This is a genomic window from Amycolatopsis silviterrae (genome assembly GCF_042684085.1).
GTDB lineage: Bacteria > Actinomycetota > Actinomycetes > Mycobacteriales > Pseudonocardiaceae > Amycolatopsis > Amycolatopsis silviterrae.
In genome coordinates this window covers 59,201-83,750 of sequence record NZ_JBHUKS010000038.1, presented here as the reverse complement: position 1 = coordinate 83,750, position 24,550 = coordinate 59,201, and the positions used below count along the sequence as shown (strand labels likewise).

The 24,550-nt window shown below is 68.4% G+C and carries 25 protein-coding genes; 11 read left to right on the top strand and 14 right to left on the bottom strand.

Translation table 11 applies throughout. From position 1 onward, the window contains the following. Positions 1-120 precede the first annotated feature (120 nt). Positions 121-939: an isocitrate lyase/PEP mutase family protein gene (locus ACFSVL_RS44045; protein ID WP_378313730.1), complete on the bottom strand. Its 819-nt coding sequence runs from the start codon at positions 937-939 to the stop codon at positions 121-123. Between the two features lie 85 nt (positions 940-1,024). Continuing rightward, a complete protein-coding gene (locus ACFSVL_RS44040) occupies positions 1,025-1,657 on the bottom strand; it encodes a peptide deformylase (protein WP_378313728.1) in 633 nt (210 codons plus the stop codon). Between the two features lie 94 nt (positions 1,658-1,751). Between ACFSVL_RS44040 and ACFSVL_RS44035 the strand changes: the two genes are divergently transcribed. Further along, complete coding sequence (locus tag ACFSVL_RS44035; RefSeq protein ID WP_378313726.1) at positions 1,752-2,948, top strand: cysteine desulfurase-like protein; 1,197 nt, start codon at positions 1,752-1,754, stop codon at positions 2,946-2,948. Then, positions 2,949-3,683 (top strand): enoyl-CoA hydratase-related protein, encoded by a 735-nt coding sequence (locus tag ACFSVL_RS44030; protein WP_378313724.1) that lies wholly within the window; start codon positions 2,949-2,951, stop codon positions 3,681-3,683. Here the strand turns inward: ACFSVL_RS44030 and ACFSVL_RS44025 are convergent. Together ACFSVL_RS44025 and ACFSVL_RS44020 are read right to left on the bottom strand one after the other, a co-directional pair. Then, on the bottom strand, positions 3,680-4,195 hold the full coding sequence (locus ACFSVL_RS44025; protein ID WP_378313722.1) for a TetR/AcrR family transcriptional regulator: 516 nt from the start codon (positions 4,193-4,195) through the stop codon (positions 3,680-3,682). The two genes, ACFSVL_RS44030 and ACFSVL_RS44025, sit on opposite strands and share 4 nt — an antisense overlap. After that, positions 4,128-4,733 (bottom strand): GNAT family N-acetyltransferase, encoded by a 606-nt coding sequence (locus ACFSVL_RS44020; RefSeq protein WP_378313720.1) that lies wholly within the window; start codon positions 4,731-4,733, stop codon positions 4,128-4,130. Before ACFSVL_RS44020 ends, ACFSVL_RS44025 begins: the two co-directional genes overlap by 68 nt. A gap of 306 nt (positions 4,734-5,039) precedes the next feature. On the opposite strand from ACFSVL_RS44020, the gene ACFSVL_RS44015 reads away from it, so the two are divergent. The 4 genes from ACFSVL_RS44015 to ACFSVL_RS44000 all read left to right on the top strand — a co-directional run bounded on the left by ACFSVL_RS44015 (position 5,040) and on the right by ACFSVL_RS44000 (position 8,024). Further along, the gene (locus ACFSVL_RS44015) at positions 5,040-5,462 is read left to right on the top strand and encodes a hypothetical protein (RefSeq protein WP_378313718.1); all 423 of its coding nucleotides are present in this window, start codon (positions 5,040-5,042) and stop codon (positions 5,460-5,462) included. Positions 5,463-5,865: 403 nt separating this feature from the next. Beyond that, positions 5,866-6,420, top strand: coding sequence for an Rv1733c family protein (locus ACFSVL_RS44010; RefSeq protein WP_378313716.1), 555 nt, complete (start codon positions 5,866-5,868; stop codon positions 6,418-6,420). 615 nt (positions 6,421-7,035) lie between these two features. Continuing rightward, the gene (locus ACFSVL_RS44005; protein ID WP_378313714.1) at positions 7,036-7,485 is read left to right on the top strand and encodes a helix-turn-helix domain-containing protein; all 450 of its coding nucleotides are present in this window, start codon (positions 7,036-7,038) and stop codon (positions 7,483-7,485) included. Further along, entirely contained in the window at positions 7,482-8,024 is a 543-nt protein-coding gene (locus ACFSVL_RS44000) for a toxin (protein WP_378313712.1), read from the top strand. The genes ACFSVL_RS44005 and ACFSVL_RS44000 overlap by 4 nt, the downstream gene beginning before the upstream one ends. Positions 8,025-8,499: 475 nt before the next feature. On the opposite strand, the gene ACFSVL_RS43995 is transcribed toward ACFSVL_RS44000, so the two are convergent. Together ACFSVL_RS43995 and ACFSVL_RS43990 are read right to left on the bottom strand one after the other, a co-directional pair. Then, positions 8,500-11,895 carry an aminotransferase class I/II-fold pyridoxal phosphate-dependent enzyme gene (locus ACFSVL_RS43995; RefSeq protein ID WP_378313710.1) on the bottom strand — a complete coding sequence of 1,132 codons (3,396 nt, stop codon included), beginning with the start codon at positions 11,893-11,895 and terminating at the stop codon, positions 8,500-8,502. A gap of 107 nt (positions 11,896-12,002) precedes the next feature. Continuing rightward, complete coding sequence (locus ACFSVL_RS43990; protein ID WP_378313708.1) at positions 12,003-12,944, bottom strand: NAD-dependent epimerase/dehydratase family protein; 942 nt, start codon at positions 12,942-12,944, stop codon at positions 12,003-12,005. 266 nt (positions 12,945-13,210) lie between these two features. Here ACFSVL_RS43990 and ACFSVL_RS43985 point away from each other — a divergent pair, with 266 nt between their 5' ends. Further along, positions 13,211-14,341 carry an MAB_1171c family putative transporter gene (locus ACFSVL_RS43985; RefSeq protein ID WP_378313706.1) on the top strand — a complete coding sequence of 377 codons (1,131 nt, stop codon included), beginning with the start codon at positions 13,211-13,213 and terminating at the stop codon, positions 14,339-14,341. Here the strand turns inward: ACFSVL_RS43985 and ACFSVL_RS43980 are convergent. The 5 genes from ACFSVL_RS43980 to ACFSVL_RS43960 form a co-directional block, all read right to left on the bottom strand. Then, positions 14,323-14,961 carry a DUF998 domain-containing protein gene (locus ACFSVL_RS43980; protein ID WP_378313704.1) on the bottom strand — a complete coding sequence of 213 codons (639 nt, stop codon included), beginning with the start codon at positions 14,959-14,961 and terminating at the stop codon, positions 14,323-14,325. The genes ACFSVL_RS43985 and ACFSVL_RS43980 overlap by 19 nt on opposite strands. A gap of 79 nt (positions 14,962-15,040) precedes the next feature. Then, complete coding sequence (gene trxA, locus ACFSVL_RS43975; protein WP_378313702.1) at positions 15,041-15,349, bottom strand: thioredoxin; 309 nt, start codon at positions 15,347-15,349, stop codon at positions 15,041-15,043. Further along, positions 15,346-15,738, bottom strand: a complete 393-nt coding sequence (locus tag ACFSVL_RS43970; protein WP_378313700.1) for a MerR family transcriptional regulator — start codon at positions 15,736-15,738, stop codon at positions 15,346-15,348. The genes trxA and ACFSVL_RS43970 overlap by 4 nt, the downstream gene beginning before the upstream one ends. Positions 15,739-15,767: 29 nt before the next feature. Then, on the bottom strand, positions 15,768-16,967 hold the full coding sequence (locus tag ACFSVL_RS43965) for an FAD-dependent monooxygenase (protein ID WP_378313698.1): 1,200 nt from the start codon (positions 16,965-16,967) through the stop codon (positions 15,768-15,770). A gap of 84 nt (positions 16,968-17,051) precedes the next feature. Further along, positions 17,052-17,507 carry a MarR family winged helix-turn-helix transcriptional regulator gene (locus ACFSVL_RS43960; RefSeq protein WP_378313696.1) on the bottom strand — a complete coding sequence of 152 codons (456 nt, stop codon included), beginning with the start codon at positions 17,505-17,507 and terminating at the stop codon, positions 17,052-17,054. A 55-nt stretch (positions 17,508-17,562) separates the two neighbouring features. On the opposite strand from ACFSVL_RS43960, the gene ACFSVL_RS43955 reads away from it, so the two are divergent. Together ACFSVL_RS43955 and ACFSVL_RS43950 are read left to right on the top strand one after the other, a co-directional pair. Then, positions 17,563-18,378 carry a class I SAM-dependent methyltransferase gene (locus ACFSVL_RS43955; RefSeq protein ID WP_378313694.1) on the top strand — a complete coding sequence of 272 codons (816 nt, stop codon included), beginning with the start codon at positions 17,563-17,565 and terminating at the stop codon, positions 18,376-18,378. 80 nt (positions 18,379-18,458) lie between these two features. Continuing rightward, a complete protein-coding gene (locus tag ACFSVL_RS43950) occupies positions 18,459-19,943 on the top strand; it encodes an alpha/beta hydrolase (RefSeq protein ID WP_378313692.1) in 1,485 nt (494 codons plus the stop codon). A 59-nt stretch (positions 19,944-20,002) separates the two neighbouring features. Here the strand turns inward: ACFSVL_RS43950 and ACFSVL_RS43945 are convergent, their stop codons facing one another. After that, positions 20,003-20,410, bottom strand: coding sequence for a hypothetical protein (locus ACFSVL_RS43945; protein ID WP_378313690.1), 408 nt, complete (start codon positions 20,408-20,410; stop codon positions 20,003-20,005). 92 nt (positions 20,411-20,502) lie between these two features. Between ACFSVL_RS43945 and ACFSVL_RS43940 the strand changes: the two genes are divergently transcribed. Further along, complete coding sequence (locus ACFSVL_RS43940; protein ID WP_378313689.1) at positions 20,503-20,898, top strand: GNAT family N-acetyltransferase; 396 nt, start codon at positions 20,503-20,505, stop codon at positions 20,896-20,898. A gap of 15 nt (positions 20,899-20,913) precedes the next feature. Here the strand turns inward: ACFSVL_RS43940 and ACFSVL_RS43935 are convergent, their stop codons facing one another. After that, positions 20,914-22,302, bottom strand: coding sequence for an aspartate aminotransferase family protein (locus tag ACFSVL_RS43935; RefSeq protein WP_378313687.1), 1,389 nt, complete (start codon positions 22,300-22,302; stop codon positions 20,914-20,916). A 168-nt stretch (positions 22,303-22,470) separates the two neighbouring features. Then, positions 22,471-22,956: an Lrp/AsnC family transcriptional regulator gene (locus tag ACFSVL_RS43930; RefSeq protein WP_377875728.1), complete on the bottom strand. Its 486-nt coding sequence runs from the start codon at positions 22,954-22,956 to the stop codon at positions 22,471-22,473. Between the two features lie 188 nt (positions 22,957-23,144). Between ACFSVL_RS43930 and ACFSVL_RS43925 the strand changes: the two genes are divergently transcribed. After that, positions 23,145-24,515, top strand: a complete 1,371-nt coding sequence (locus ACFSVL_RS43925; RefSeq protein WP_378313685.1) for an APC family permease — start codon at positions 23,145-23,147, stop codon at positions 24,513-24,515. Positions 24,516-24,550: the final 35 nt, after the last annotated feature.

Here is a 24,550-nt window from a genome sequence, read left to right as displayed (position 1 = left end):
GGCCAGCTTGACCGGCCCGGCCGCCCGAACCGCCCTCACTCGCCCAATGCCCCTCGGCTCATCCCGTACCGCCGCCCCATCCGTACCCGACAGCAGCCTCACCCCAGACCCAGCAACGGCCTAGTTGAACCAGCCGTTCACCGTCCCAAAGTCCAGTGCTCCAGTCACCTCCCCGTACGTCCCCTGCTTCAGCACCTCGGCCGCAGCATGATGAGCCAGCGAGTACGCCGCCTGGGCAATCGACGTCCCCACGCTCACCCGGCGCACCCCGGCCGCACCCAGGTCCGAGACGGGAGGCGCGCCCGGTCCGGCCATGGCGCTCACCGGGATCGGCGAGGACTTCGCTAGTTCCGCCAACACCTCGACGTCGACCAAACCCGGCACGAAAACACTGTCCGCTCCGGCTTCGGCGTAGACGCGGGCTCGGGTCAGGACGTCGGCGAAGCGGCCGGCGGGTTCTCCGATGCCGAAGAGGTACACGTCGGTCCGGGCGTTGATCCACAGGTCCCCCAGACCGGCCGACGCGGCGGCGGCGCGGGCTGCGGTGAAGCGTTCTGCCTGTTCGTCTGGGGTGAAGAGGGCACCGGCGCGGGAGTCTTCCAGGTTCACGCCTACCGCACCGGCTTCGACGACTCCGGTCACGGTTTCGGCGACGGCGGACGGGGCGAGGCCGTAGCCGCCTTCCACGTCGGCCGTCACCGGGATTTCTACTGCTGCGGCGATCTGGGCGATCACCGCGAGCATTTCCGCGCGGGTGAGGTGCTGGCCGTCGCCTTTGCCCAGCGCCCAGGAGACGCCTCCGCTGGTGGTGGCGATCGCCGGCGCACCGGCGCGTTCGATGGCGACGGCGCTGCCCGCGTCCCAGGCGTTCGGCAGCACCAAGACGTCGGCCGCGTGCAGTTCGCGGAAGAGTTTTGCCTTGTCCTGCAACGAGTTCATGAGGTTCTCCCCAGTGCGGGCCCCGGGCGGGGCGACTGGGACGGAACGTATCAGCGGCCACCGACAAAAACCGGAGCCAAGGAGATCAGGGGAGGTCGAAACCCAGTTCGCGGGCGGCGTCGGCGGGGGTCGGCTGGGTCCAGCGGCGGGCGACGGCCTCGTGGGTGGACAGCGAGCGCAATTCGGCTTGGTCCAGGTACAGGATGCCGTGCAGATGATCGGTCTCGTGCTGGACGATTCGTGCTGGCCAGCCGGACAATTCCTCGTCCAGCGCGGCACCGGTTTCGTCGGCGCCGCGAAGCCGGATCCGGAGGGCTCGCGCGACTACGGCCTGCCAGCCGTGCACGCTCAGGCAGCCCTCGAAGAACGCGGCGGTTTCGTCGCCCACTCGGGTATACGTGGGGTTCACCAGCACGCGGAACGGAAGCGGGGCGATTCCGCGGGTGGCGAGGGTGGACTCGGCGACGCCGGGGCGTTCGCGGGCACCGTCCTCGACCACGGCGATCCGGACGGACAGGCCGATCTGCGGCGCGGCGAGGCCGACTCCGGGTGCCGCGTGCATGGTCTCCTTCATGCCCTCGATCAGCCCGGACAGCAGCTCATCGCTCAACTCGCCCTCGTACGGACGCGCGGCGGCGCGCAGCACTGGGTCGCCTGCCTGCACGATCGGCCACGGCAACGGCTGGGCGAGCAGCTTTTCGACCTGTTCGGCGAGCACCGGCGGACCCCTCTCCAAGGGCAACGGGACAAGCGGCATGATCGCACCCGCGCGGAGCACGACACTCGCCCGGGGATCAGGCAAGCTGGCAGCCGTGGCCTACGACGTGAACGCGATCCGCAAGCATTTCCCCGCGCTCGAGGGCGGCGCCGCCTACTTCGACGGACCTGGCGGCTCCCAGGTACCGGACGTAGTCGGCGAAGCAGTGTCCTCGACCCTCTGCGCCGCTATCGCGAACCGCGGCACCGTGACAGCGGCGGAGCGCCGCGCGGACGGCGTCGTGCGCGAAGCCCGCCAAGCCGTCGCTGACTTGCTCGGCGCGCGCCCTGAAGGCGTCGTATTCGGCCGCAGCATGACCCAGGTGACGTACGACTTCTCTCGCACGCTCGCGAAGAACTGGGGACCAGGCGACGAGGTCGTAGTCACCCGCCTGGACCACGACGCCAACGTCCGGCCGTGGGTACAGGCTGCCGAAGCGCGCGGTGCGACTGTCCGGTGGGCGGACTTCGATCCCGCGACCGGCGAGCTGCCGACGTCAGCGGTCACCTCGCTGCTCACTGACCGGACGCGGCTGGTCGCGGTCACTGCGGCGTCGAACCTGCTCGGCACACGGCCGGACATCCCGGCGATTACCGACGCGGTGCGCGAAGCGGGCGCGCTCAGCTACGTGGACGGCGTGCATCTGACGCCGCACTCGCCGGTCGACATCACGGCTTTGGGCGCGGACTTCTACGCCTGCTCGCCGTACAAGTTCCTCGGCCCGCACCTCGGTCTCCTCGCGGCCGCGCCGGACCTTCTGGAGACACTGCAGCCGGACAAGCTGCTGCCGTCGAGCAACGCCGTTCCTGAGCGCTTCGAGCTGGGTACGTTGCCGTACGAACTGCTCGCGGGCACCACAGCGGCTATCGACTTCCTCGCCGGACTCGTGCCGAGCGAAGGCAGCCGCCGCGAACGTTTGCGTACGTCGCTTACGGCGCTCGAAGCGCACGAAGACGCACTGCTGCAGCGGTTGGAGGACGGGCTCGCCGCCCTGCCGCGCGTCGTGCGCTACGGCTCGCCGACGCGGCACCGTACGCCGACAGTGCTGTTCTCAGTCAACGGACTCACCCCGCAGGCGGTGTACGAACGCCTCGGTGCGCAAGGGATCAACGCGCCTGCTTCGACGTTCTACGCCATCGAATGCGCACGGCATCTCGGCCTTGGCGACGCTGGTGCCGTACGTGCTGGCATCGCGCCGTACACGACTGCAGCGGAGGTCGATCTGCTGCTCGCTGCTGTTGCGGAGCTGTGAATGAGCATCGAAACGACTGTCGACGGACGGGTCACCACCATCACCATCAACCGTCCGGAGAAGCGGAACGCGCTCACGAAGGCGATGTACGTCGCCCTCGCCGACGCCTTCGACGCTGTCCGCACACCTATCGCCGTACTGAGCGGAGCTGGCGGCGCGTTCACCGCCGGCAACGACCTTGGCGACTTCCTCGCGCACGAAGCCGGTGACAGTACGAAGACTCCTGCGAGAGTCTTTCAAGAGGCGTTGCTCGCAACGCAGGCTGTGGTGGTCGCGTCAGTCGACGGTCCGGCTGTCGGCATCGGCGCGACCCTTCTGCTGCACTGCGACCTCGTCTACGCCACCGAGCGCAGCTACCTGCAGTTTCCGTTCGCCCCGTTGGGCTTGGTGCCGGAGTTCGGCAGCAGTTACGCGCTACCGCGCCGCGTCGGTCCACAGCGCGCGACGGAACTACTGCTGTTCGGAGAACGGCTCCCTGCGGTCGAAGCGGCGCAACTCGGGTTGGTCAACGAAGTGCTCCCTGACGCGACAGCGCTGAGTAAGCGGGTCTCGGAACGCGTGGCGACGCTCGCGGAACGATCAGTGCGCGCGTTGACCACGACGCGCACACTGTTGCACGACCGCACCGACACGAGCGTCGAAGAGCGAATGGAGTCGGAGAGCAGGCACTTCGCCGAACTGCTGCACGACCCGGACACTGTCCAGACGTTGCGCGCGAAGCTCGACAGGCGTTAGCGACGGCGGCGCTTGTCCACAGCGGCGTCGAGGACCGGACCGAGTTCCTCGACAACGGTGTCGAGCGCCGAGACGGAACGCTCCACTCGCGCCAACACCACGGCACCTTCGAGCGCGCTGATCATCAACACTGCCAACGAAGCAGCGCGCGCCGCCGGTACGCCCATCCGCTCCAGCGCCGACACGATGGGCTTCCGCCACTGAACGAAAGCGTCGTTCGCACGCTCGCGCAACGGTTCACTCGAAGCTGCCGTGTCGGTGACTGTGGCTACTAGCGGACAGCCGCCGCCGTACCCGATCTCAATGAACTCCGCGCGCCACTGTTCGACGACAGCGGCGAAGAGCGCGGACGGCGTCGGGTCGTCGAGCGAGTCCATCGCGCGTGTTACGCGACGCGCAGCGTACCGGCCCGCCCAGTCGATGGCTTCGCCGAACAGCTGCTCCTTACCGCCCGGGAAGTAGTGCTGCAGCGACCCCCGCGGCGCCTCGGCATGCGCCACTACTTCGCGCATTCCGGTGCCGCTCAGACCTTGCGTACGCAGCAACTGCGCAGCGCTGAAGACCATCCGGTCGCGCGCCGGCCGTTCCGTCATCGAGCGTCTCCTCCGTGACTGTCAGCTCGTACTCGTTCTCGCCGCCGTACCCCGGGACGAAGCGGAACCCGCACGCCCGCAGCAATCCTTCCGCGGCGACGTTGCCCTCCTGCACGGTGGCGTGCAACGTCCAGCCGCACCACTGCTCGGCGGCCAGCCCGACCAGACCACGGCCGATGCCCCTCCGCTGCCATCCGTCGGCGACGAGTAGCCCCAGCTCGACGCGGCGGTCGTCTTCCGGAACCGCGTTCAGCAACCCGGCCGGCGCACCCGAGACCTCGGCGATGAGGGCAGTGCCGGCGAGGAGGAACCGCTGGTACCGGGACAGGACCACGTCCGGTTCGACCGCACCGCCGAGGGTGAAGCGGCGGCTCAGCGATTCCGGCGAGCAGGCCCGGACGAGATCGGCCACGGAACCGGCGGTAGCCGGTCGCACGGCGGTCATGACAGTCGTCATAAACCGAGGGTGGCACAGGGTCGCGGCTATGACAAGCGTCATGGGAGATGTCACGCTGCCGACACGGTCCGCGCGATCCGGGCGGCCCGGTACCGGCGGACGGCCACCGGTTTCGGGTAAGGCGAATTCACTTATCGTATCCGCGATACCCCATCGGCGGTAATTCCACCGATTAATCGGGTGCCGACCACGATGCGTGGTCGCCGGGCCTCTTTGGGTGAAAATGGTTCCCGATACCTGCCGGGAACGCGTTTTTTCCTTATATTTTCCTGGACGCTCCGGCATGCGAGCAAAGGAGATACGGCCATGACCCAGTCGCTCGAGGTTCCGACGAAGGAATTCTGTCTCGACTGGACGATGGACGGGGCCAATGGCGGCCGGGTGCACTTCACCCTGTCCGGCCAGGTGAGCCTTTTGGACGGCAAGCGGTTCTACAAGATCGACGGCGTGCTGTACATCGCCGACGGCAGCGCGTACTGCCGGGAGATCGGGAACCCGCGGCTGCACGTGCGGCGCAACGGCGTCGAGGAGACCGGACGGCAATGGGGCTGGGAATCGATCAGTTCCCGCAAGAGCGCGAACCGGCTCTGCACAATGGACGGTTATTTCGTGCGCACGGGCTACTGGGCGCCCGCCGATCGCAGCATCCAACTCGGAATAGTCGCCGAACACGGAGTCACCCGGCGGCGGACGCACAGCTCGACCGCGACGATTCGGCTCGTCGACTGAATTCTTCTCGGATATCGGGATTGTTCCAGGCTTTGCGATTTCGCGACGGCTCGGACAGGCACGCCTGTCCGAGCCGCCCGCGTTCCGGACCGCAAGATCGCTTACCGCCCAAGGCGAACCGTACGAACCAGACATCCGGCTCCCAGCAAGGCACCCAGCCCCGCGAGGCATTGGCCTGGACCACTCCTCGGGCGGCAACCCCCGCTCGACGTCACCCACATGGGTAAACCCCGGCCCCGGAGGTAAGCAGGAACACACCGGATCCCCAGGAAAAACGTGAAAAACGTTGTGCGGGACACAGCGCTCGCGCGCGCGAAAGAGGACCATGGGAGCCATGCGGAACAGGACTCGGGCAGGCAGACCACCACACCCTGGTAAACGATTGCTCCGACGGCTCGGCGCCGTGCGCAACCCGCTCGTTCGCCGGTCGGATCGGATCGAAGGCGTACTCGCCGCGATCGCCACGCTGATCGCGCTCGTCGCGATTCCGTTCGCCATGACGATCGGCAGCGCGGACATCGCCGCGGAGACCGCCGCATCCGAAGCGCAGCTGCAGTCCCGGCACCAGGTGACCGCGACGGTGCTCACGACCGCGGCGCAGCCGGCCGCATCCGTCGGCGACAGCGCGCCGATCGCCAACACCGCGCGCGTGAACGCGGTGTGGAAGCCGCCGAACGGCGCGCAGCGGACCGGTGTCATCACGGTGCCCAGCGCTTCCGCGACCGAGGGCTCGACCACCGAGATCTGGCTCGACAACTCCGGCAAGCAGACCACCGCCCCGCTGACGCACGCGGACGCGGTCACCAACGGCGTGCTCGTCGCGGCCTTCTGCTGGCTGTGCGTGGTCGCGGTGCTGGCCGGCGCGTTCTGGGTGGCGCGGCGAGTGCTGGACCACCGGCGCGCGGCGCGGTGGGCGGCCGAGTGGGCGCAGCTCGCCGGCCCGGAAGCGGTTCGCTGACCCTCTCCGCGAGATCTTTGTGTCGGTCGCGGTGCCGGTGGGCGATGGCTAGACCACCGGCACCGTAAGCCCAGTCCCGTTGACGTCCGCGCGCACTTGTCCGCTGTGCCGACCAATGCCCCAGTTCGCTGACACCTCCGCAAACTATCCGCGACTGCCGCGCCGACCAGCTCCGCAGTCCGCCGACACTTCCGCCAACCGTGCGCGACCGCCGCGCCGACCAGGTCCGCTGACACCTCCGCAAACCACCCGCGACCGCCGTGCCAACCAGTCCCGCAATCCGCCGGTACCTCCCGCAAACCATGCGCGATCACAGTGCTGGCAGCGACTTTCCGGCCTGGCGAATGCGCGCAGTGCGCCCGGCCCGGAGGCAGTCCGCGGTCAGATGCGCTGCCTCCGGGCCCGGCCCCGGCGGACCGAGCGGGGCGACACCCCCAGCGTCGCCCCGGGCCGGTACTACGCCTGCCGCCCTGCCCGGATGTTGGCGAGTTAGCCACCAGCTATCTCGTCGAGGCACAGTCTTGTGGAGGCCTCCGGCGATTGTCAACTGTGAGCTAATCTGAGATAGTCGCCTTAGCTGAGAGCAATCAGCTGCAACTGGAGGGGCGTAGCAGCATGTCCGAAGACACCCGGCCGGAGGATGCCCGGCCCACCCTGGCCTCCAGACTCGACGACCTCTTCCGCACCGTCCGCCCGCAGGGAAGACACTGGACGAACGCCGAGGTGGCAGCCGAACTGAAGCGGGTTTCGCCGGAGCTGAAGGTCGGCTCGGTGTACTTGTCGCAGCTGCGCACCGGCAAACGGACCAATCCCTCCCAGGAACTGCTTGCCGCACTGGCGAAATTCTTCGGCGTGTCCGTCGCGTACTTCTTCGACGACGAGGTCGCCGGCTCCGTGCTGTCCGAGCTGGCCGCGGTGGAGGCGATGCGCCAGGCAGGCGTCCGCGCGGTCGCGATGCGCGCGGCGGGCATGCGCGAGGAAAACCTCCAGGCGATCACCACGATCATGGACCAATACCGCAAGATGCAGGGGCTGCCCCCGGTCACGGACGAAGCGGCGCGGTGACCGGCACCCCGTCCGAAGCCCCGCAACGGCGCGAACAGCTGCGCCGGATGCGAGACGAAGGCGCCCAGCGGATCGCCGAACTCGACCTTCCGCCGAAATACGACCTGGCCACGCTCTGCGCGCGCCTTGGCGAGATCCGCGAACGGCCGATCACTCTGGTGCCGTTGCCGATGCCCGCGTCACACCCGTGCGGCATGTGGGTAGCCGCACGGGGCGAGGACCTGATCTTCTTCGACGCCAACACCACCGGGGCGCACCAGGAGCACATCATCTTGCACGAGCTGGGTCACATCATCTGCTGTCATCGCGGCTCGGGTCTCCTTGACGACGAGAGCGCCCGCTCGCTGTTCCCCAACCTGGACCCGGACATCGTCCGGGACATGCTGATGCGCGCCACCTACGACGACGCACAGGAGCAGGAAGCCGAGATCATCGCCTTCCTGCTGTCCGAACGCATGGGCACCCCCGCGAAACCCATCGCGGAAACCCCGAAGGCAGGGGAAAAACCGATGGACCGCATCGAGCGATCCCTCCTCTAGCCCGCACCCTTCCGAGCGAGCGCAGGTCCGTGAGGGCCACCTTCACAGACCCTGATTCCCTCAGGGTTCCCCTCACGACCCACCGCCACCGCCCGGAGTCCGTGAGGGGCCCCTTCACAGACCCAGATTCCCTCAAGGAGTCCTTCACGGACCGCCCCCGCCCGCCGGAACGCACCCAATGTGGCGTTCGGTGCATCTGACGCAACCAACGCCACATTGGGTGCATGCGACGCACCCAATGCCACATTGGGGCGCTAGCCCCACCCCAACGAGAACCGCCGCCCACGCACCCAACCCACCAGCGCACCCACACCACCCCCGCACCCCGATACGAAGCCCAAATGCGGTCTGAGGGTGCTTGTCAAGGCATCTTTCCCGCCTTGACAAGCACCCTCAGACCGTCGTCACAATTGGCTTCGGGGTGCCCCACGCCAGACAGCCCGCGATGTCGCCGCCAGGCGACGAGCAGACCCCCTCACCGCCCCCGCAACCGAGCCAGCTCCGTAGCCACAGTCCCCACCGCGTACCGAATCTGATCCTCCCGATGCTCGCTGGTCACGAAAAACCGCAACCGAGCCTGCACTTCCTCCACCGCCGGATACAAAATCGGATCGACCACGACCCCCCGCTCATACAACGCGGTAGCCAGCCTCAACGTCGTATCCGAATCCCCCACCACACAAGGCACAATCGGCGTATCCCCAGCCGACCCGGTCGGCAGCCCAATCTCCGTGGCCAACCGCAAAAACAACCGGGAATTGTCCCGCAACCGCACCAACCGCTCCGGCTCCTCCTGCAAAACCCGAAGCGCGGCAAGGGAAGCAGCAGCATTACCCGGCGTAATCCCCACACTGTAAACAAACCCGGGCAGCGAATACCGCAACCACCGCACCGTCCGAGCCGACCCGGCCAGATACCCCCCACACCCGGCCAGCGACTTGGACAACGTCCCCATCCACAGATCAACCCCGGACCGGTCAACCGCGAAATGGTCCCCGATCCCAGCCCCACGCGGCCCCATCGTGCCGATGCTGTGCGCCTCATCCACCATCAGCAACGCCCCATAACGCCGCTTCAACTCAATAAGACGAGGCAGATCAGCAACATCGCCATCCATGCTGTAAACGCCTTCGACCACAATCAACACCCGCCGGAACCGCGACCGAGACCGGCGCAGCACGTCCTCCAGCCGCGCAGTGTCATTGTGCGGAAACGGCTGCCGCGTAGCCCCGGACAGCGCACACCCCTGCAGAATACTGTCGTGCGCCAGCGAATCATGCACGATCAGATCGCCAGGCCCGACCAGATGTCCAATCGCCCCAACGTTAGTCGCGTGCCCGCTCACCAGCACCAGACTGTCCTCGACACCGAGGAAAGCAGCCAGCTCCGTTTCCAAGTCACGCGACAAGTCACGATCACCAGCGAGCAACCGGCTGCCAGAAACCGAAGTCCCATAACGCTCGACAGCCTCATGCACCGCCGCGGTGACCGTCGGATGCCCGGCCAGTCCGAGATAGTTGTAGCTGGAGAAGGACAAATACTCCCGCCCGGAAACCGACGTCGTGGCGTCCATCCGTCCCTGATGCTTGCGGAAGTACGGATTGGGCACGCCGAGGCCCTCGAACTCCTTCAACCGCGCCTCGATCGCCGCAGCCTCCGGGAACTCCTCGATGGCCGCACTCGCCGGGTCCCACGCCGGAGCCGGAGGGGCCACCGGAGCCGCGGCGGGCACCAAAGCTGTTGCGGGAGCGATCATCCCGGCGACCGCGCCCACCGTCAGCACCCCGGACTGCTCGACGTCCAACGGCAGGCCCGGGAACCGCTTGCGCAGCCGGCCTTCCAGCTCAGTGAGCATCAGCGAGTCGAAGCCGAGGTCGTCCACGAGCAGCTGCCCGGCGTACAGCTCGCTGACCGGGAACGCTGTCGTCCGCGCGACTTCTTCGAGCACGACAGCCAGGACGTCCCGCGCGGACGTCGTCTCTTCCGTCTCCTCGACCGGCGCGGCGGTGGCGCCGAGCGGCTCCAGCGTCTGCGCTTTGGCGAGCTTCACGTCGTCGACGACCCAGTGCCGGCGCGGGCTGAGCGGGCTCGGCGGCAGCGTGCAGCGCGGCAGGCCGTCGGCGACCGGTCGGAGCCCTGTGCCGGTCACCGCGCGCGGAGCCAGCTCCGCCGGTGCGCCGTCCTCGACCTGCTCCTCCCCCGGTGACACGACGCCGGCGAAGACGCCCGGCTCCAGCTCGCCGGACTGCCCGGATTCGAGCGCGACCGACGCGTCGACCAGCTTGGCGACCGCGTCCGCGATGTCGTCCGCGGCAACCGCCAGCCGTTCCGGGAAGAGCGTCCGTCGGGCGAGGGTGCCCGCGACCGCGGACAGCGGCGGGTTCTCGCGAGCGAGCGTTTCGGCCATCTCACGGGCGTGCCGCGCAAGCCCGGCCCGGTCCCGTGCGGTGAGCAGCAGCAGCCGGGGCGTCTCCGCACCCGGAGTTTCCTGCGCCGCCTCCTCGACGACCACGTGCACATTGGAGCCGCCGAAGCCGAACGCGCTCACTCCGGCGCGGCGCGGTCCGTCGCTCTCCCACGGCGTGACCCGCCCGGCCACCTGGAGCCCGGCGTCCCGCAGCGGCAGATGCTCGGCCGCCTCGAACTCCGGCTGCGGCAGGATCTGTCCCTTGTGGACGGCCAAAATGGACTTGATCAGCCCGGCGATGCCAGCGGTGCCAAGGGAATGGCCGACGACCGACTTCGCCGCCCCGAGATACGCGGAGGTTTCCGCGCCGCGGCGCAGCTCGGTCAGCGCGCTGATCTCCACGTCGTCGCCGACCGCGGTCGCGGTGCCGTGCGCCTCCAGGAAGCCGACCGACGCCGGGTCGACCCCCGCGTCCTTGTAGGCCCGGCGCAGCGCCAGCAGCTGGCCGGATTCCTGCGGCATCATGCCGCCCTTCACCGTGCCGTCGTTGGACAGCCCGACGCCGCGGATCACCGCGTACACCCGGTCGCCCGCCGCCCGCGCGTCCGCCAGCGGACGCAGCACCAGCACCCCGGCCCCCTCGCCGAGCACGAAGCCGTCGGCCCGGCGGTCGAACGGACGGCATTCGCCGGTGCGCGAGATCGCGCCGATCCGGCACAGGCCCACGAACAGGTCCGGGGCCAGGATCAGCTGCGCGCCGCCGGCGACCGCGATCCGGCACCGGCCCGCGCGCAGCGCGAACACCGCGTTCGCCACCGCGGTGAGCCCGCCGGAACAGGCCGAATCGAGCGCGTAGCTCTCCCCGTGCAGGTCGAAGACGTTGCTGATCGAACTCGGCCCCATGTTCAGCAGCAGCCCGGCCATCGCGGTGGCGTGCAGCCCGCTGACCGCGGACGCCGCCTCGGCCATCGCCGGATCGCCGGGACGGCCGAACTCGCCGCCGATCAGCTGCTTGAGCCGCAGGTGCAAGGTGCTCATGTCGCGGTAGCCGCTGTCGCTGAGCGACATGATCACCGACGTGTCGTCGCGGTCGAACCCCTCGGCCTCCCAGCCCGCGTCCTGCAGCGCCTCGCGGGTCAGGTCGACCAGCAGCCGATGCTGCGGGTCGAGCGATTTGGCCCGCCGCGGCGGGATCTTGTAGTGCCCGGCGTCGAAGTCCCCGACGCCGTCGAGCAGCGCCATCCGGTCCGAGTAGACCGCCGCGCTGTCCCGGAAATCGTCGTTGTAGAACGCTTCGCGCCGCCACCGCGAATCCGGCACTCGCCGAAACTGCGGTTTGGGCTCGCTCAGCAGATCCCAGTACTCGTTGACGTTGCGCGCTCCCGGAAAACGGCAGCCCATTCCGACAACGGCGATGTCCTGGTTATTTTCGGATTCTTCCCACCCAGATCTGACAGACCCCATGGCATGACTTCCTCGTGCCGATCCCCACCCAGTCGACACCGAGATTGCCCGTTCTTACCCGGTTTTTCAAGGGCATTGGGCAATTTGCAGAGGAATGCACAGAGAACTCAACTCACGGTAGCCAAGCGATCACGCCACCAGATCACCGTCTCGGCGAATTGATCTTTCTCCTTCGTCGGCGTGATATCGAAACATTCCTGCGCCGCACGGGAATCGAGCACGTACGGGCGGTCGAACTGGTAGCGGACCTCCCGCAGCTCGCGTAACATCGGCGAAACAAGCGCGCCCGCCCGCAGTAACGCCGGGGAAAGGCGTTGCACAGCCACCGGAGCGACTCCGGCCGCCTCGCACAGCATCGCCACCATCACGCGAGCGGACCGCGGCGGACCAGTCGGCACATGCCACGTCCGGCCCCACGCCTTTTCTTCCCGCGCGGCCGCGACCAGGGTCCGCGCGACATCGGGAATGTACGTCCAACTGTGCGGGGCGTCCGGATCGCCGAACACCTGCACCTTCTGTTCACGCAGCACGTTAGGCACGACGCGGGCCGCGAGATGGCCGCCGTCGGTCACTCCGGGACCGAAGAAATCGGAGGCGCGCACCTCGACCATCCGGATCCGGCCCTCGTCGTGCAATGCGTGCAGCTGTTCGGACAGCAAAGCCCGGACCCTGCCCTTGGTCCCGGTTGCCGCGAGCGGCAGATTCTCGGTGAGCGGACCGTCGACCGGCCCGTAGCCGTACAAATTCCCCAGCGACACGAGCAGCGCGTCGTTCGCCTCGGCCGCGGCACAGATCGAGGCCTGCAGCGGCGGCCAATCGGTCGCCCACCGAGGATACGGCGGGCTCGCGCAGTTGTAGATCGCCGCCGCGCCCTTGGTCGCCTCGACGAGCGCGGCCTGGTCAGCGGCGTCGAGCGCGACGTGCTCCAGCCCCGGTTCGTCATCCCTCGGCGAACGGCCGATCACCCGGACTCGTTCCCCGCGCCCGGCCAGCAGCGCCGCCGTGGCCGCTCCCGCCGGTCCGAACCCGATCACCACCTGAAGAGCCATGGCCGACACCCTAGCCAGCGGCGCATCCCGTTGCGGCCGTTCACGACCCGGTCGCCCGCCGTTCACCGGCCAGTCCGCACCAGCGGATCTCGAGCAGGCCGCCGACACCGGCTGTCCACTCGGAATTACCCCAGGCCAGGACCAGTTTTCCGGCCCTAGTTCCGTCACTCGCGGTGGTGTATGGTCGCCGATCGTGGACACTTCCGCCAACGCCGCCCCGCACACCGTTCCGCCCGCCGGGCGCTGACCGCATTCCGGGGGCGCGAGTGAACACCCTGAAGATCATCCTGTTCTCGTTGTCGGCGGTCTCCTCGTACGCGGCCTTGCTGTACAAGCTTTTCTCGATGCGCCGCTCGTGGCGCGACCCGGCCTACATCGTGCTGATGACGACGCTGATCCTGCAGTGCGTCACCTTCACCCTCGGCGCGATCTCGCTCAGCATCGGCTCGCTGTTCGGGGTGCCCAATCTGGCCATTTTGATCTTGCACCTGGCCGCGGTCGCGTACTGCATCAGCGCGCAGCTGCTGCTGATGCTGTGGGCGAATCCGCCGTCGGAGATCCGCACGCCGATCCGGGCGTGGATCTTTTCCGGCGCGGCCCTTTTCGTGGTGCTGATCGCGCTGTTCTTCATCGGCAACAAGCCCGGCACGCCGGGGACCGCGTTCGCGGTGGGCAGCAGCGACCCGGTGATCCTCACGTATCTGCTGCTGTTCATCATTTCGCAGGCAGTGCCGTGCGTGACGATCTACCTGCAGTGCCTGCCGTACGCGCGGAGCACGTCGAGGGTGTGGCTGCGCCGGACGTTGCGGACGCTGGCGGTCGGCGCGGTCGTGCTGTTCCTCTACTGCGCCACGCGCGCGCTCAACATCGTGAGCCCGATCCTCGGCTGGCATCTCGGCGCGTGGGCGATCCTGCCGTCGGTGTTCAGCGCGGTGGGCATCGCGATCGTGTCGTTCGGGCTGACCATGCCGTCGTGGGGCGAGCACGTGTCGTCGGTCGCGCGGTGGCGGCGCAACTACCGTTCTTACCGCGCGCTCTACCCGCTGTGGCATTCGCTGTACGAATCCTCGCCGGACATCGCGCTCGAGCCGCCGACCGCGGGCGACACCGACCGGCGCTGGTCGGACCTGCACTACCGGCTGCACCGCCGGGTGATCGAGATCCGCGACGGCTGGCGCGCGCTGCGGCCGTACATGGACCGCGCCGACACCCCGGACGGCGACCAGGCGATGGCCGAGGCCCGCAAGATCCGGCAGGCGCTCGAGGCGAAGACCTCCGGCGTGACCCCGGCGGAAAGCCAGGACAACGGCGCGTTCGACGACCACGACGCGAAGACGTTCGCCGCCGAGGTCGCTTGGCTCACCCAGGTTTCGGAGGCTTACGGCAAGCTCGGCTGAGCCTGCTGCTGGTCGCCCAGCAACGTCTGGCCCTTCGTCAGCCAGGCGAACCCGAACGCGAACACCGCCAGCGACTCCAGCCAGAGCGTCGGATGCAGGTCCGCGGTGGCAGCGCTGAAGAACAAGCCGTTGACGACGATCAGCACCAGGCACGCGAGCATCACGATGCCGCAGGTCCGGTAGACGGCGTTGCGCGAGCGTTTGCGCTTGGTCGGCGCGCCGTCGGCCTTGGTGAACAGGAAGAGGCAGAAGAACGCGAGGGTGAGGAAGAAGACCGCGGCGAACACGAGGTGCGCGACGCCGATCGCGTGCTCGGTGGGCGTCGGCGAGACCGGCTGGGTCGGGAACAGCGCGACGCCGATGCCGGCGATCGCGGCGACGTTGGCCGCGATGTCGTCGACGCGGCCGTAACCGCGGTAGGCGATCAGGAACACGCCGATCGCGCACAACGTGCCGACGAAGACGTTGCGGAGATCGCTGTAGTAATAGCCGCTGAGCGAACCGAGCAAGCCGCCGCCCTCCAGCAGCTGCTTGCCGGCGATCACGACGATCGGCAGCAGGATCCCGAGCACCCCGATGGCGCGGCGGAGGAACAGGTAAGAGCGCACGAAAGCGGTCATGGCACGGCTCCCCGAAGTCGTGCACTCTTTGTACCTGTTCCGTCACCAGGCCACCGGGCAAACGCGGAAATCCACCGGTTCAGCCCAGAAGATCGTCCAATTCCGCGAGAAGTTTCGCCTTCGGCCGGGCACCGACGAACTTCGCCACCGGAGCGCCGTCGCGGAACACCATCAGCGTCGGCAGCGCCATCACCTGGTAGGCACGCATGGTTTCGGGGTTCTCGTCGGTGTTCAGCTCGCGCAGGGTGAGCCCGGGCCGTTCCGCGGCGACCTCGGCGAGCACCGGCGCGATCATCCGGCACGGCGGGCACCAGTCGGCGGTGAAATCGACTAGGACGGGCTGGTCGTGCTCCAGGACTTCGGCGGCGAAGGTGGCGTCGGTGGTCATCGGGACTCCTCGGGTTCGGCAGTGCATGGGTCAGCCGGGCGCGTAGCGGCGGCGGCAAGCTTGTCGAGCAAGGCGGCCCGGACCGCAGCGAGGTCGCGCATACAGGCCTCGACCTCGGCCAGCTTCCGCCGGTACACCTCGACTGAGGCTGGACACTCGTCGCCCGCGTCGTGGCCGGTACGGAGGCAGTCGACGAACGGGCGGGTGTCGTCGAGGCTGAACCCGACCGTGCGCAGCGTCTGGATTTCAGTGACCAGCCGCAGGTCGTCCTCGTCGTACTCGCGATAGCCGTTCGCCGCGCGCGCCGCGGGGAGCAGGCCCTGCGCCTCGTAAAACCGCAGGGCCCGCGTGGTGGTCCCGGCCCGTTGGGCTAGTTCGCCGATCCGCATGTCTTCGACGCTAAACCTTCTCCTCAGCGTCAAGGCAAGGCGTGCGCGCGAGGTTGCGGGTACTCGCGGAACTTGACCGCGTTGGCCGCGCGGTTGCCCATGTACTCGAAGACGCGGCGGCCGATGGGGCCGGACAGCCGCCGGTACATCTGATTGCGCTTGCGCAGCTTCTCCTCGGTGGCCGGGACCAGGAAGTCGCCCGAACCGGCACCGTTGCGCTGTCCGACGCGGGCGGGCTTGCGCAGCCGCTGCTCGTAGCGGGCGAACGCGGTCGTGTGGTCGCCGCCGGCCGCGGCGAGTTCCCCAGCCAGCACCTGCGCGCCCATCATCGCGAGACCGGTGCCGGACCCGCCCGGCCCGGCGCACCAGGCGGCGTCGCCGAGCAGCACGACCCGGCCAGCCGACCAGCTGTCGAGCTTGATCTGGCCGACGGTGTCGAAGTACAGGTCAGGCGCGTCGGCGACGGCGGTGAGCAGCCGCGGAAGTTCCCAGCCGGCGTTGGCGAAGACCGTCGTGACGATGTCCTTCTGCCGGGCCAGGTCGGGGCGGCCGTACCCGTCCGGGTCGCCGCGGAAGGTGAGGCCGACGGTGACCGTCCCCGGGTCGCGGTGGCTGGTGACGATCGCGCCGAGGCCGGGCTCGTTGTAGAGGAGGCCGGCGTGGTCGAGGCGGAGGTGGTTGGGCGCGGTGAAGCCGGCGACGTGGTAGCCGAGGTCGGTGCGGAACTTCGTCTCCGGGCCGAACGCGGCCGTCCGCACGCCGGAGTGGATGCCGTCCGCGCCGACGACCAGGTCGAACCGGCGCGGAGCACCGTGGCGGAAGGTGACGTCGACGCCGTCGGCGGTCTCAGCGAGCGAGGTGACGCGGTCGCCGAAGACGTACTCGGTGTAGTCCTTGGTGTGGTCGTAGAGGACGCGGGCGAGGTCGCCGCGCAGGACTTCCAGCTCGCCGTTGGTGAACCCGCTGGGCAGGGTGAAGGCGGGCTGCCCGGACGCGTCGAGCTGGACCTGCTCGCGCAGCGCGGTCTCGTGTTCCCGCAGGTCGTCGAGCAGGCCCATCGCGCGGACGAGCTTCATCTGCTCGCCGCGGAAGTCGACCGCCTGCCCGCCCGGCCGCAGCTGCGGCGCGGCCTCGACGACGGTCACCGAATAGCCGTAGCGGTGCAGCCAGTAGGCGGCGGACGGGCCCGCGACGCTGGCGCCGGACACGAGAACGGTCTTGCTGGTCATCTCTGCTCCCCTGGGTCGGTAGGCGATGCCGCAAGACTGCGGCGCACCGCTTACCGCGCCCGCACGGAGCGCTGACGGCCTCGGTCAGTCCTCGGCCAGCCGGGTGAGCATCCGGGAGAAGACACGGCCGAGCAGCTCCAGCTCGGGACCGGTGACCTGGTCGAAGAAATACCGGCGGACGAGTTCGCCGTGCTGCTCCCGCGCCGCCGCGACCGCCGCGCGCCCGGCGTCGGTGAGCCGGACGTTCGCCCCGCGCGCGTCCTCGGTGCAGTTCTCCCGCGTGACCAGCCCGCGCTTGCACATCCGGCTCACGTGATGCGACAACCGGCTGCGGTCCCATTCGACGAGCGCGCCGAGTTCCCGCATCCGCAGCACGCCGGCGGGCTCGTTCGCGAGCGGGACGAGGAGGGCGTAATCGGCCCCGGAGATGCCGGCGTCGCGCTCCAGCTGGCGGTCGAGCGCGCTCCCGAGCACCCGCTGCACGCGCTGGTAGGCACACCAGACCTCGGCCTCGCGCCGATCGGGAACCACGTCAGCCATCCGGCGATTCTACAAAGAGCGAGCGGGTTTCCGCGCCGGTGCGTAAGTTGGGAGAGTGACGAGGTCTGGGCGAGAAACCTTCTTTCGTGCCTTCCACGCAAGCCATCCGGCGGTTACCTCGCGCAGTTTCGGCAGCGGGCGAAGCGCGGACGGGCGGTCGAGCTACGAGCTGCTGTGCGACGAGATCACCGGTGCCGGACGCGTGCTCGACCTGGCTTGCGGCGACGGATTCCTGCTTGACCTGCTTACCAGGCGCGGATATCCGGCGACGGGGATCGACCTGTCGAGCGCGGATCTGGCGCTGGCCAGACAACGTTTCGCGACGGTGGTGGAGGGACGGGCGCAGCAGCTGCCGTTCGCGGACAACACGTTCGACACGTGCGTGTCGCACATGGCGTTCATGCTGATGTCCGAAATCGACCAGGTCGCCGCGGAGCTGGCGCGCGTCCTGCGGCCAGGCGGGCAGCTCGCGCTTGTGCTCGGCGGCGGGCCCGCGGGCGACGAGGCGTACGCGCTGTTCGGCAAGCTGCTCCGGGAAATCCTCGCCGAAGTCCCGGCCGAGCAGCAGCTTCCCCGGCTCGGCGACAAGCGCGCCCGGAACCAGGCCGGATTGGACGAAATCCTCGCCCCGGCCGGATTCGCCCCGGTGCGGTGGCGCACCGAGGAGATCGACCTCAGCGGGTCGCTCGAGCAGGTCTGGGACTTCGTTTCGGTCACCTACAACCTCTTCCCGCTCGGCGAATCCGCCTCCCGGAAGCTGAAAACCGCCTTTTTCGCCGAAGCTCCCGCGCTGGCCGGCCCCGATGGACTGATTCCGCTTGCCTTCCAGGTGCATCTGGCGAGCACTCGAACAGTCCACAAAGGACACTAAACCCGCACTAGTGGCACCGGTCACCTTCTGGCAAGATCGAGGACTCGGACGTCTCCAGTTCACGCCGAAGGGGCAGGGCATTGGGTCTGGGCAGGAAACTGGCCGCCGCCGCGACCGCGGTCAGCGCGGCGACGGCGTTGTTCACCGCGGCGCCGGCGAGCGCCGCGGCCGCGCCGATCGACTGGAAGCCGTGCCCGACCGGGCAGGGCGTGGAATGCGGGAAGCTCACCGTGCCGCTCGACTGGGACCGGCCCGGCGACGGCACCGTCCAGATCGCGCTCGCGCGGCGCAAGGCCACCGATCCCGCGCACCGGATCGGTTCGGTGCTCATGGATCCCGGCGGGCCGGGCGGTGCGGGCGCGGGCGAGGTGCAGGGCGGCTGGTCGCTGTCGCCGAAGGTCGCCGCGCGGTTCGACACCGTCGGGTTCGATCCGCGCGGGGTCGGGGAAAGCACCGCGATCAAGTGCGGGCTCGACGAGATCACCGCGAAGAATCCGGTGCTGCCCAAGGATTCCGCCGAATTCCGGCAGCTGCTCGCGTACAACCGCGCGCTCGGGCGCAGCTGCGAGCGGATCACCGGCCCGCTCGCCACCCATTCCGACACTCGCAGCGTGGTGCGCGACATGGACGCGATCCGCGCCGCTCTCGGCGACGAGAAGCTGACCTACTACGGCGTTTCCTACGGCACGCTGATGGGCCAGCAGTACGCCGAGGCGTACCCGGACCGGGTGCGCGCGCTCGTGCTCGACAGCAATATGGACCACTCGATCCGCAGCACCTGGGAGTTCCTGAAGACGGAAACCCAGGCCACGCAAGAGTTGTTCGAGCAGTTCTCCGACTGGTGCGACCGGACGACGTCGTGCACGCTGCACGGCCAGGACGTCAGCGCGGTGATGGCCGGCCTGTACGCCCGCGCCGAACGCGGCGACCTCGGCACGCCGGACGACAAGCTCGACCCGATGGCGCTCGTCGGGCTCGTCTCGCAGAATTTCTACGGCCCCACCTGGGGCAAGCTCGCGAAGAGCATGGTCGACCTGCGCGACGGGAAGCCGGCCGAGGCGTCCTTCGCCAAGGACGACCTTCCCATTCCGAACCCGTTCACCAGCATCTTCTGCTCGGACTGGCGGCTGCCGGTCACCAGCTACCCGCAGCTCGACAGCTACCGTCGCGCGCTCGCGAAGGTGTCGCCTGACCTGCACTTCTCGCCGCTGGGCTGGAGCGCGGCGGCCGGGTGCGCGAGCTGGCCGGGCCCGGTGCGCAACCCGCAGCATCCGCTGTCGGTCCGGCCGGGCGTGCCGATGCTGCTGCTGAACAGCCGCTACGACCCGGCCACGCCGTACAGCTGGGCGGTGCAGGCGTCGCGGCAGTCCGGCGCGCCGCTGGTCACCTACGAGGGCTGGGGCCACGGGGCGTACTTCAAGAAGAGCCAGTGCGTCATCGACACCGCCGACTCCTTCCTGATCGACGGCACGAACCCCGGTCGCGGCAAGCATTGCCCGGCGGTCGAGCCGAGCGTTCAGTCCAGGATGGACGGTCCGAGGGCTCCGGTTACGCAGCTGTACTGAGCCAGCGAAAAAGCGGGCCCTGATCGGATCAGGGCCCGCTTTTTCGGGGTCTGCGCGGCTCAGTAGTCGTCACGGCCGGTGAACTGCTGTTCCAGCAGCTCGGCCGAACCGGCGACGAGTTCGAGCGGATCGGTGAACTCGTTGAGGTCGAGGTTCAGCAGCGGCAGCGAATGCCGCAGCACGACGTGCTCGCCCATCACCACGAGCCCGCCGACCACCAGCGACTGGCCTACCTCGGTGAGCACGGCGTGCAGATCCACCTCGTCCACCCGGGCGAACGGGGTCGCGATCTGCACCCAGTCCTCGCGCTGGTCGAAGATCTCGCGGGCGATCACCACGACCTGCGCCCGCCCCGTCGTCTCCGCGTCGTCGCCGAACAGGACCCGGATCCGGATTTCGCCCGGGTCGTCCCGGATCACCTTGTAAGCCTGCCTGATGTAGGCGACCAGGTCATTCCACTGCGCCACGCGCTTCCTCCCGTTGGTAGGCAACGAAGATCAGCGTAGCGGGACCCGGCCGTCCGTGAAGGGAACCTTCACGGACGGCCTATCCTCGCGACATGAAGATCATTTACGAATGGCGCGGCGGATTCGAAAACACCACCCTCAACGCGCTGCACGCCGAAGGCTTCGACCACCCGGTCCTGGACATCGACTGGCTCGCGCAGGTCCACCGGCACAGTCTCGGCTGGGTCTGCGCTCGGCGTGACAGCGACCTGGTCGGTTTCGTCAACGTCGCGTGGGACGGCGGGGTCCACGCCTTCATCCTGGACACGCTGGTCCGGACTGATCTTCGCCGGTTCGGAATCGGCGCCGGACTTGTCGCCGCAGCAGTCCGAGGCGCCAGGGAAGCGCAGTGCGAATGGCTGCACGTCGACTTCGATGACGACCTGCGGACGTTCTACTTCGACGCCTGCGGATTCAAGCCGACAGACGCGGGCCTCATCGCGCTGTGAACAGCCGAATTTCGGTCAGAGCAATTTCCACGCTCCGGTGAGCGCCTCGCGGAGAATCTGCTCCATCTCGTCGAACTGCGGCTGGTCGCAGATCAACGGCGGCGACAGCTGCACCACCGGCTCGGCGCGGTCGTCGGCGCGGCAGTAGAGACCGCCCTCGAACAGCGCGTTCGAGAGATAGCCGCGCAGAATCCGTTCCGATTCCTCGGCGGTGAAGGTCTCCTTGGTCGCTTTGTCCTTCACGAGTTCGATCCCGTAGAAGAAACCGGTGCCGCGCACGTCGCCGACGATCGGCAGATCGGTCAGCCGGTCGAGGGTCGCCCGGAAGGCGGTTTCCTTTTCCAGCACATGGCCGTAGATGTTCTCGCGTTCGATGAGGTCGAGATTGGCCAGCGCGACCGCACAGGAAACCGGGTGGCCGCCGTAGGTCGAACCGTGCATGAAGGTCGCCTCGCCGCCGGCGAACGGCTCCATCAGCTTCTCGCTCGCGAGCACCGCGCCGAGCGGCGCGTATCCCGAGGTCAGGCCCTTCGCGGTAGTGATGATGTCCGGCTGGTAGCCGTAGCGCTTGGCCCCGAAGTCGTAGCCGAGCCTGCCGAACGCGCAGATCACTTCGTCGGACACGAGCAGTACGTCGTGTTTGTCGCAAATCTCGCGCACCCGCGCGAAATAGCCCGGCGGCGGGACGAAACAGCCGCCGGTGTTCTGCACGGGTTCGAGGAATACCGCGGCGACGGTGTCCGCGCCCTCGAATTCGATGGCCTGCTCGATTTGGTCGGCGGCCCAGCGGCCATACGCCTCGTAGTCGTCAGCGTGTTCGGGCGCCCGGTAGAAGTTCGTGTTCGGCACGCGCATCGTACTCGGCACGAGCGGCTCGAAATCGGCTTTCGCGCCCGGAATTCCGGTGATGGACAGCGCGCCCTGCGACGTGCCGTGATACGCCAGCGCGCGGCTGATCACCTTGTGCTTTGTGGGTTTCCCGGTCAGCTTGAAGTACTGCTTGGCGAGTTTCCACGCCGTTTCCACGGATTCGCCGCCGCTGACGGTGAAGAACACGCGGTTAAGGTCGCCCGGGGACGCGTCCGCGAGACGTTCGGCCAGTTCGAGCGCGGGCGGATGCGCGTGGCCCCAAAGCGGGAAATAGGCGAGCTGTTTCGTTTGCCGCGCCGCGGCTTCGGCCAGTTCCTCCCGGCCGTGGCCGACCTGAACGGCGAACAGCCCGGCGAGGCCGTCGAGGTAGCGCTTGCCGGTGTCGTCCCAGATGTAGGCGCCTTCGCCGCGCACGATCACCGGGATGTCGGCGGTGTCGGCGCGGCTGTGGCGGGTGAAGTGCAGCCAGAGGTTGTCGCGTGCGGCAGTGCCCGAGCCGGTGGTGCTCCCGGCGGGTTCGGCGGTCGTGGTCATGGCTCCTCGAAACGGGCCTCGAAGCTGCCGGCACGCACCGTGGCGCACCGGCCGGACTTCTCGGTTATCGCACGAGCCGACACCAGTTGGCAAGCAGATCAGTCGTCGGCACCACCCACAACGACTAATTTCAGCAGTCTCATCGGGATAGACCTTCGGATTTCGTCGTCACCGCCGGTGCGAGCCCCACTGGTACGACTGCTTCCGCAGCTTGAGGTACACGAGCGTCTCCGCGGTACGCACTCCGGGCAGCGTCCGGATGCGGTTGGAGATCACGTCGAGCAGCGCCTCGTCGTCGGCGCACAGCACTTCGCACAGCACGTCGAAGCGGCCGGCGCAGAGCACGACGTACTCGATTTCGTCCATTTCGGCCAGTGCGTCGGCGACCGGATCGAGCGGGCCGTCGACCGTGATCGCGACCATCGCCTGACGGAAAAGCCCGATCTGCAAGGGATCCGAGACCGCCACGATCTGGATGACGCCCGAATCGGACAGTCGCTGCACCCGCTGCCGGACCGCCGCCTCGGACAGTCCGACCGCTTTGCCGATCGTGGCGTACGGCCGCCGTCCGTCCTCTTGCAACTGGGCGATGATCTGCTTCGAGATGTCGTCGACCACCGGCGGCGCGGGCCGGTTCGGGTCCTGGCTCTGCATCTCGGGATCATCGCGGGTCCGACCCCGAGCGGGCAAGCCGGACCGTGGCGAACAGGGGTCCACAGTGCCCAGATGGACCGTCCACTCGGGTCCCGGACAACGGATTTCGTCGTCTTTGCGGCGTTGACAACGGCAAACCCGTCCTGTTCCATCCGTCGAATTCCAGCGCCGCCGACGGAGGGATCCCCATGCCGCCTCATCCGGTCCCCGTCCAGACCGGCACCGCCGCCGGTTCGCCCGCGCCCCGCTCGCTGACCAGATCGATCGGCGTCGGCGGCGGCACCCTGCTGACGCTGAGCTGCGTGACGCCGGCGTCGTCGCTGTTCGTTCTCGTCCCGCCGCTGTTCGGCGCGCTCGGCACCGGCACCGCACTGGCCATCGGGCTCGCCGTGCTGCTGTGCGTCGGGATCGCGTTCTGTTACTCCGAACTCGGCACGCTGGTCCCGAGTTCGGGTGGCGAGTACGCCATGGTGACGACGGTGGTCAGCCGCTTCGCTGGCTGGATCACGTTCATGCTGTCCTTCATCGTGATCCTGGTGGTGCCGCCGATCATCGCGATCGGAGTGGCCGACTACCTGGCAGTGGCAGTGCACGTCGACCCGTCGGTGGCGGGTGCGCTGGTGATGCTGGCGTCCACCGGGATGGGCCTGGTCAACCTGCGCTCGAACGCTTGGCTGACCGGGATCTTCCTGGTCATCGAGGTCGTGGCGATCATCGTGGTGTCGGTGCTCGGATTCGCGCACGCCGACCGCCCGGCGACCGTGCTGGTGCGGCCCAGCCTCGACGGCGTGCACCCGATCGCGCTGGTTTCGGTGATCGCCGGGCTGGCGGTGGCGTTGTTCGTGGTGCAGGGATTCTCGACCGCGGTGTACCTGGCGGAGGAAATGCGGGAGCCGCACAAGACGGTGTCGCGGACGGTGCTGTGGACGCTCGGCATCAGCGCGGTGGTGATCCTGGTGCCGGTCGTGGCGATCACACTGGGCGTGCCGGATCTCGCGACGCTCGGCAGCCTGGACCTGACCGCGCTCGTGGTGAGCTGGAGCAGTTCGACGTTCGGCACGATCGTAAGCCTGTGCATCGCGGCGGCGATCGTGAACGCGGTGATCGTGATGGTGATCCAGAATTCGCGCGTGCTGTATGCGTCCGGGCGGGATCACGCTTGGCCGGCTCCGGTGAATCGCGCGCTGAGTGTGGTGAGCCCTCGGTTCGGCGCACCTTGGGTGGCGACGCTCGTGGTCGGCGTTTCGGAGGCGGTGCTGTGTTTCGTGCCAGTGGAAACGCTGAGCGGTGTGACCGGGGTGGCCGTGGTGGCGCTGTACCTGGCGATTTCGGTGAGCGTGCTGTGGGCGCGACGACCGGCTCACCGGCGCCCGCGAGTGTGGCGAATGCCGGGGTGGCCGGTGGTGCCGGTCGTGGTGGTGCTGGCGCTGGGGTACGTGCTGGTGTCGCAGAGCCTGCTGGATCTGGCGATTACGGCGGGGGTGCTGGTGGTTTCGGCGGGGTATTGGTGGGGGTATTTGCGGCGGCGTTCGGATCGGTGGCTGGTTACGGTGCCGTGACACGTGCCCGCGCGAAGACGTGCGATTCCGTTTCG

Bases quoted from the DNA above. Each gene is read 5' to 3' on its own strand.
- ACFSVL_RS44045 (WP_378313730.1), bottom strand. From the start codon at position 939: ATGAACTCGTTGCAGGACAAGGCAAAACTCTTCCGCGAACTGCACGCG.
- ACFSVL_RS44030 (WP_378313724.1), top strand. From the start codon at position 2,949: ATGAGCATCGAAACGACTGTCGACGGACGGGTCACCACCATCACCATC.
- ACFSVL_RS44025 (WP_378313722.1), bottom strand. From the start codon at position 4,195: ATGCGCGAAGTAGTGGCGCATGCCGAGGCGCCGCGGGGGTCGCTGCAG.
- ACFSVL_RS44020 (WP_378313720.1), bottom strand. From the start codon at position 4,733: ATGACGACTGTCATGACCGCCGTGCGACCGGCTACCGCCGGTTCCGTG.
- ACFSVL_RS44015 (WP_378313718.1), top strand. From the start codon at position 5,040: ATGACCCAGTCGCTCGAGGTTCCGACGAAGGAATTCTGTCTCGACTGG.
- ACFSVL_RS44005 (WP_378313714.1), top strand. From the start codon at position 7,036: ATGTCCGAAGACACCCGGCCGGAGGATGCCCGGCCCACCCTGGCCTCC.
- ACFSVL_RS43995 (WP_378313710.1), bottom strand. From the start codon at position 11,895: ATGGGGTCTGTCAGATCTGGGTGGGAAGAATCCGAAAATAACCAGGAC.
- ACFSVL_RS43990 (WP_378313708.1), bottom strand. From the start codon at position 12,944: ATGGCTCTTCAGGTGGTGATCGGGTTCGGACCGGCGGGAGCGGCCACG.
- ACFSVL_RS43980 (WP_378313704.1), bottom strand. From the start codon at position 14,961: ATGACCGCTTTCGTGCGCTCTTACCTGTTCCTCCGCCGCGCCATCGGG.
- trxA (WP_378313702.1), bottom strand. From the start codon at position 15,349: ATGACCACCGACGCCACCTTCGCCGCCGAAGTCCTGGAGCACGACCAG.
- ACFSVL_RS43970 (WP_378313700.1), bottom strand. From the start codon at position 15,738: ATGCGGATCGGCGAACTAGCCCAACGGGCCGGGACCACCACGCGGGCC.
- ACFSVL_RS43965 (WP_378313698.1), bottom strand. From the start codon at position 16,967: ATGACCAGCAAGACCGTTCTCGTGTCCGGCGCCAGCGTCGCGGGCCCG.
- ACFSVL_RS43960 (WP_378313696.1), bottom strand. From the start codon at position 17,507: ATGGCTGACGTGGTTCCCGATCGGCGCGAGGCCGAGGTCTGGTGTGCC.
- ACFSVL_RS43940 (WP_378313689.1), top strand. From the start codon at position 20,503: ATGAAGATCATTTACGAATGGCGCGGCGGATTCGAAAACACCACCCTC.
- ACFSVL_RS43935 (WP_378313687.1), bottom strand. From the start codon at position 22,302: ATGACCACGACCGCCGAACCCGCCGGGAGCACCACCGGCTCGGGCACT.
- ACFSVL_RS43930 (WP_377875728.1), bottom strand. From the start codon at position 22,956: ATGCAGAGCCAGGACCCGAACCGGCCCGCGCCGCCGGTGGTCGACGAC.
- ACFSVL_RS43925 (WP_378313685.1), top strand. From the start codon at position 23,145: ATGCCGCCTCATCCGGTCCCCGTCCAGACCGGCACCGCCGCCGGTTCG.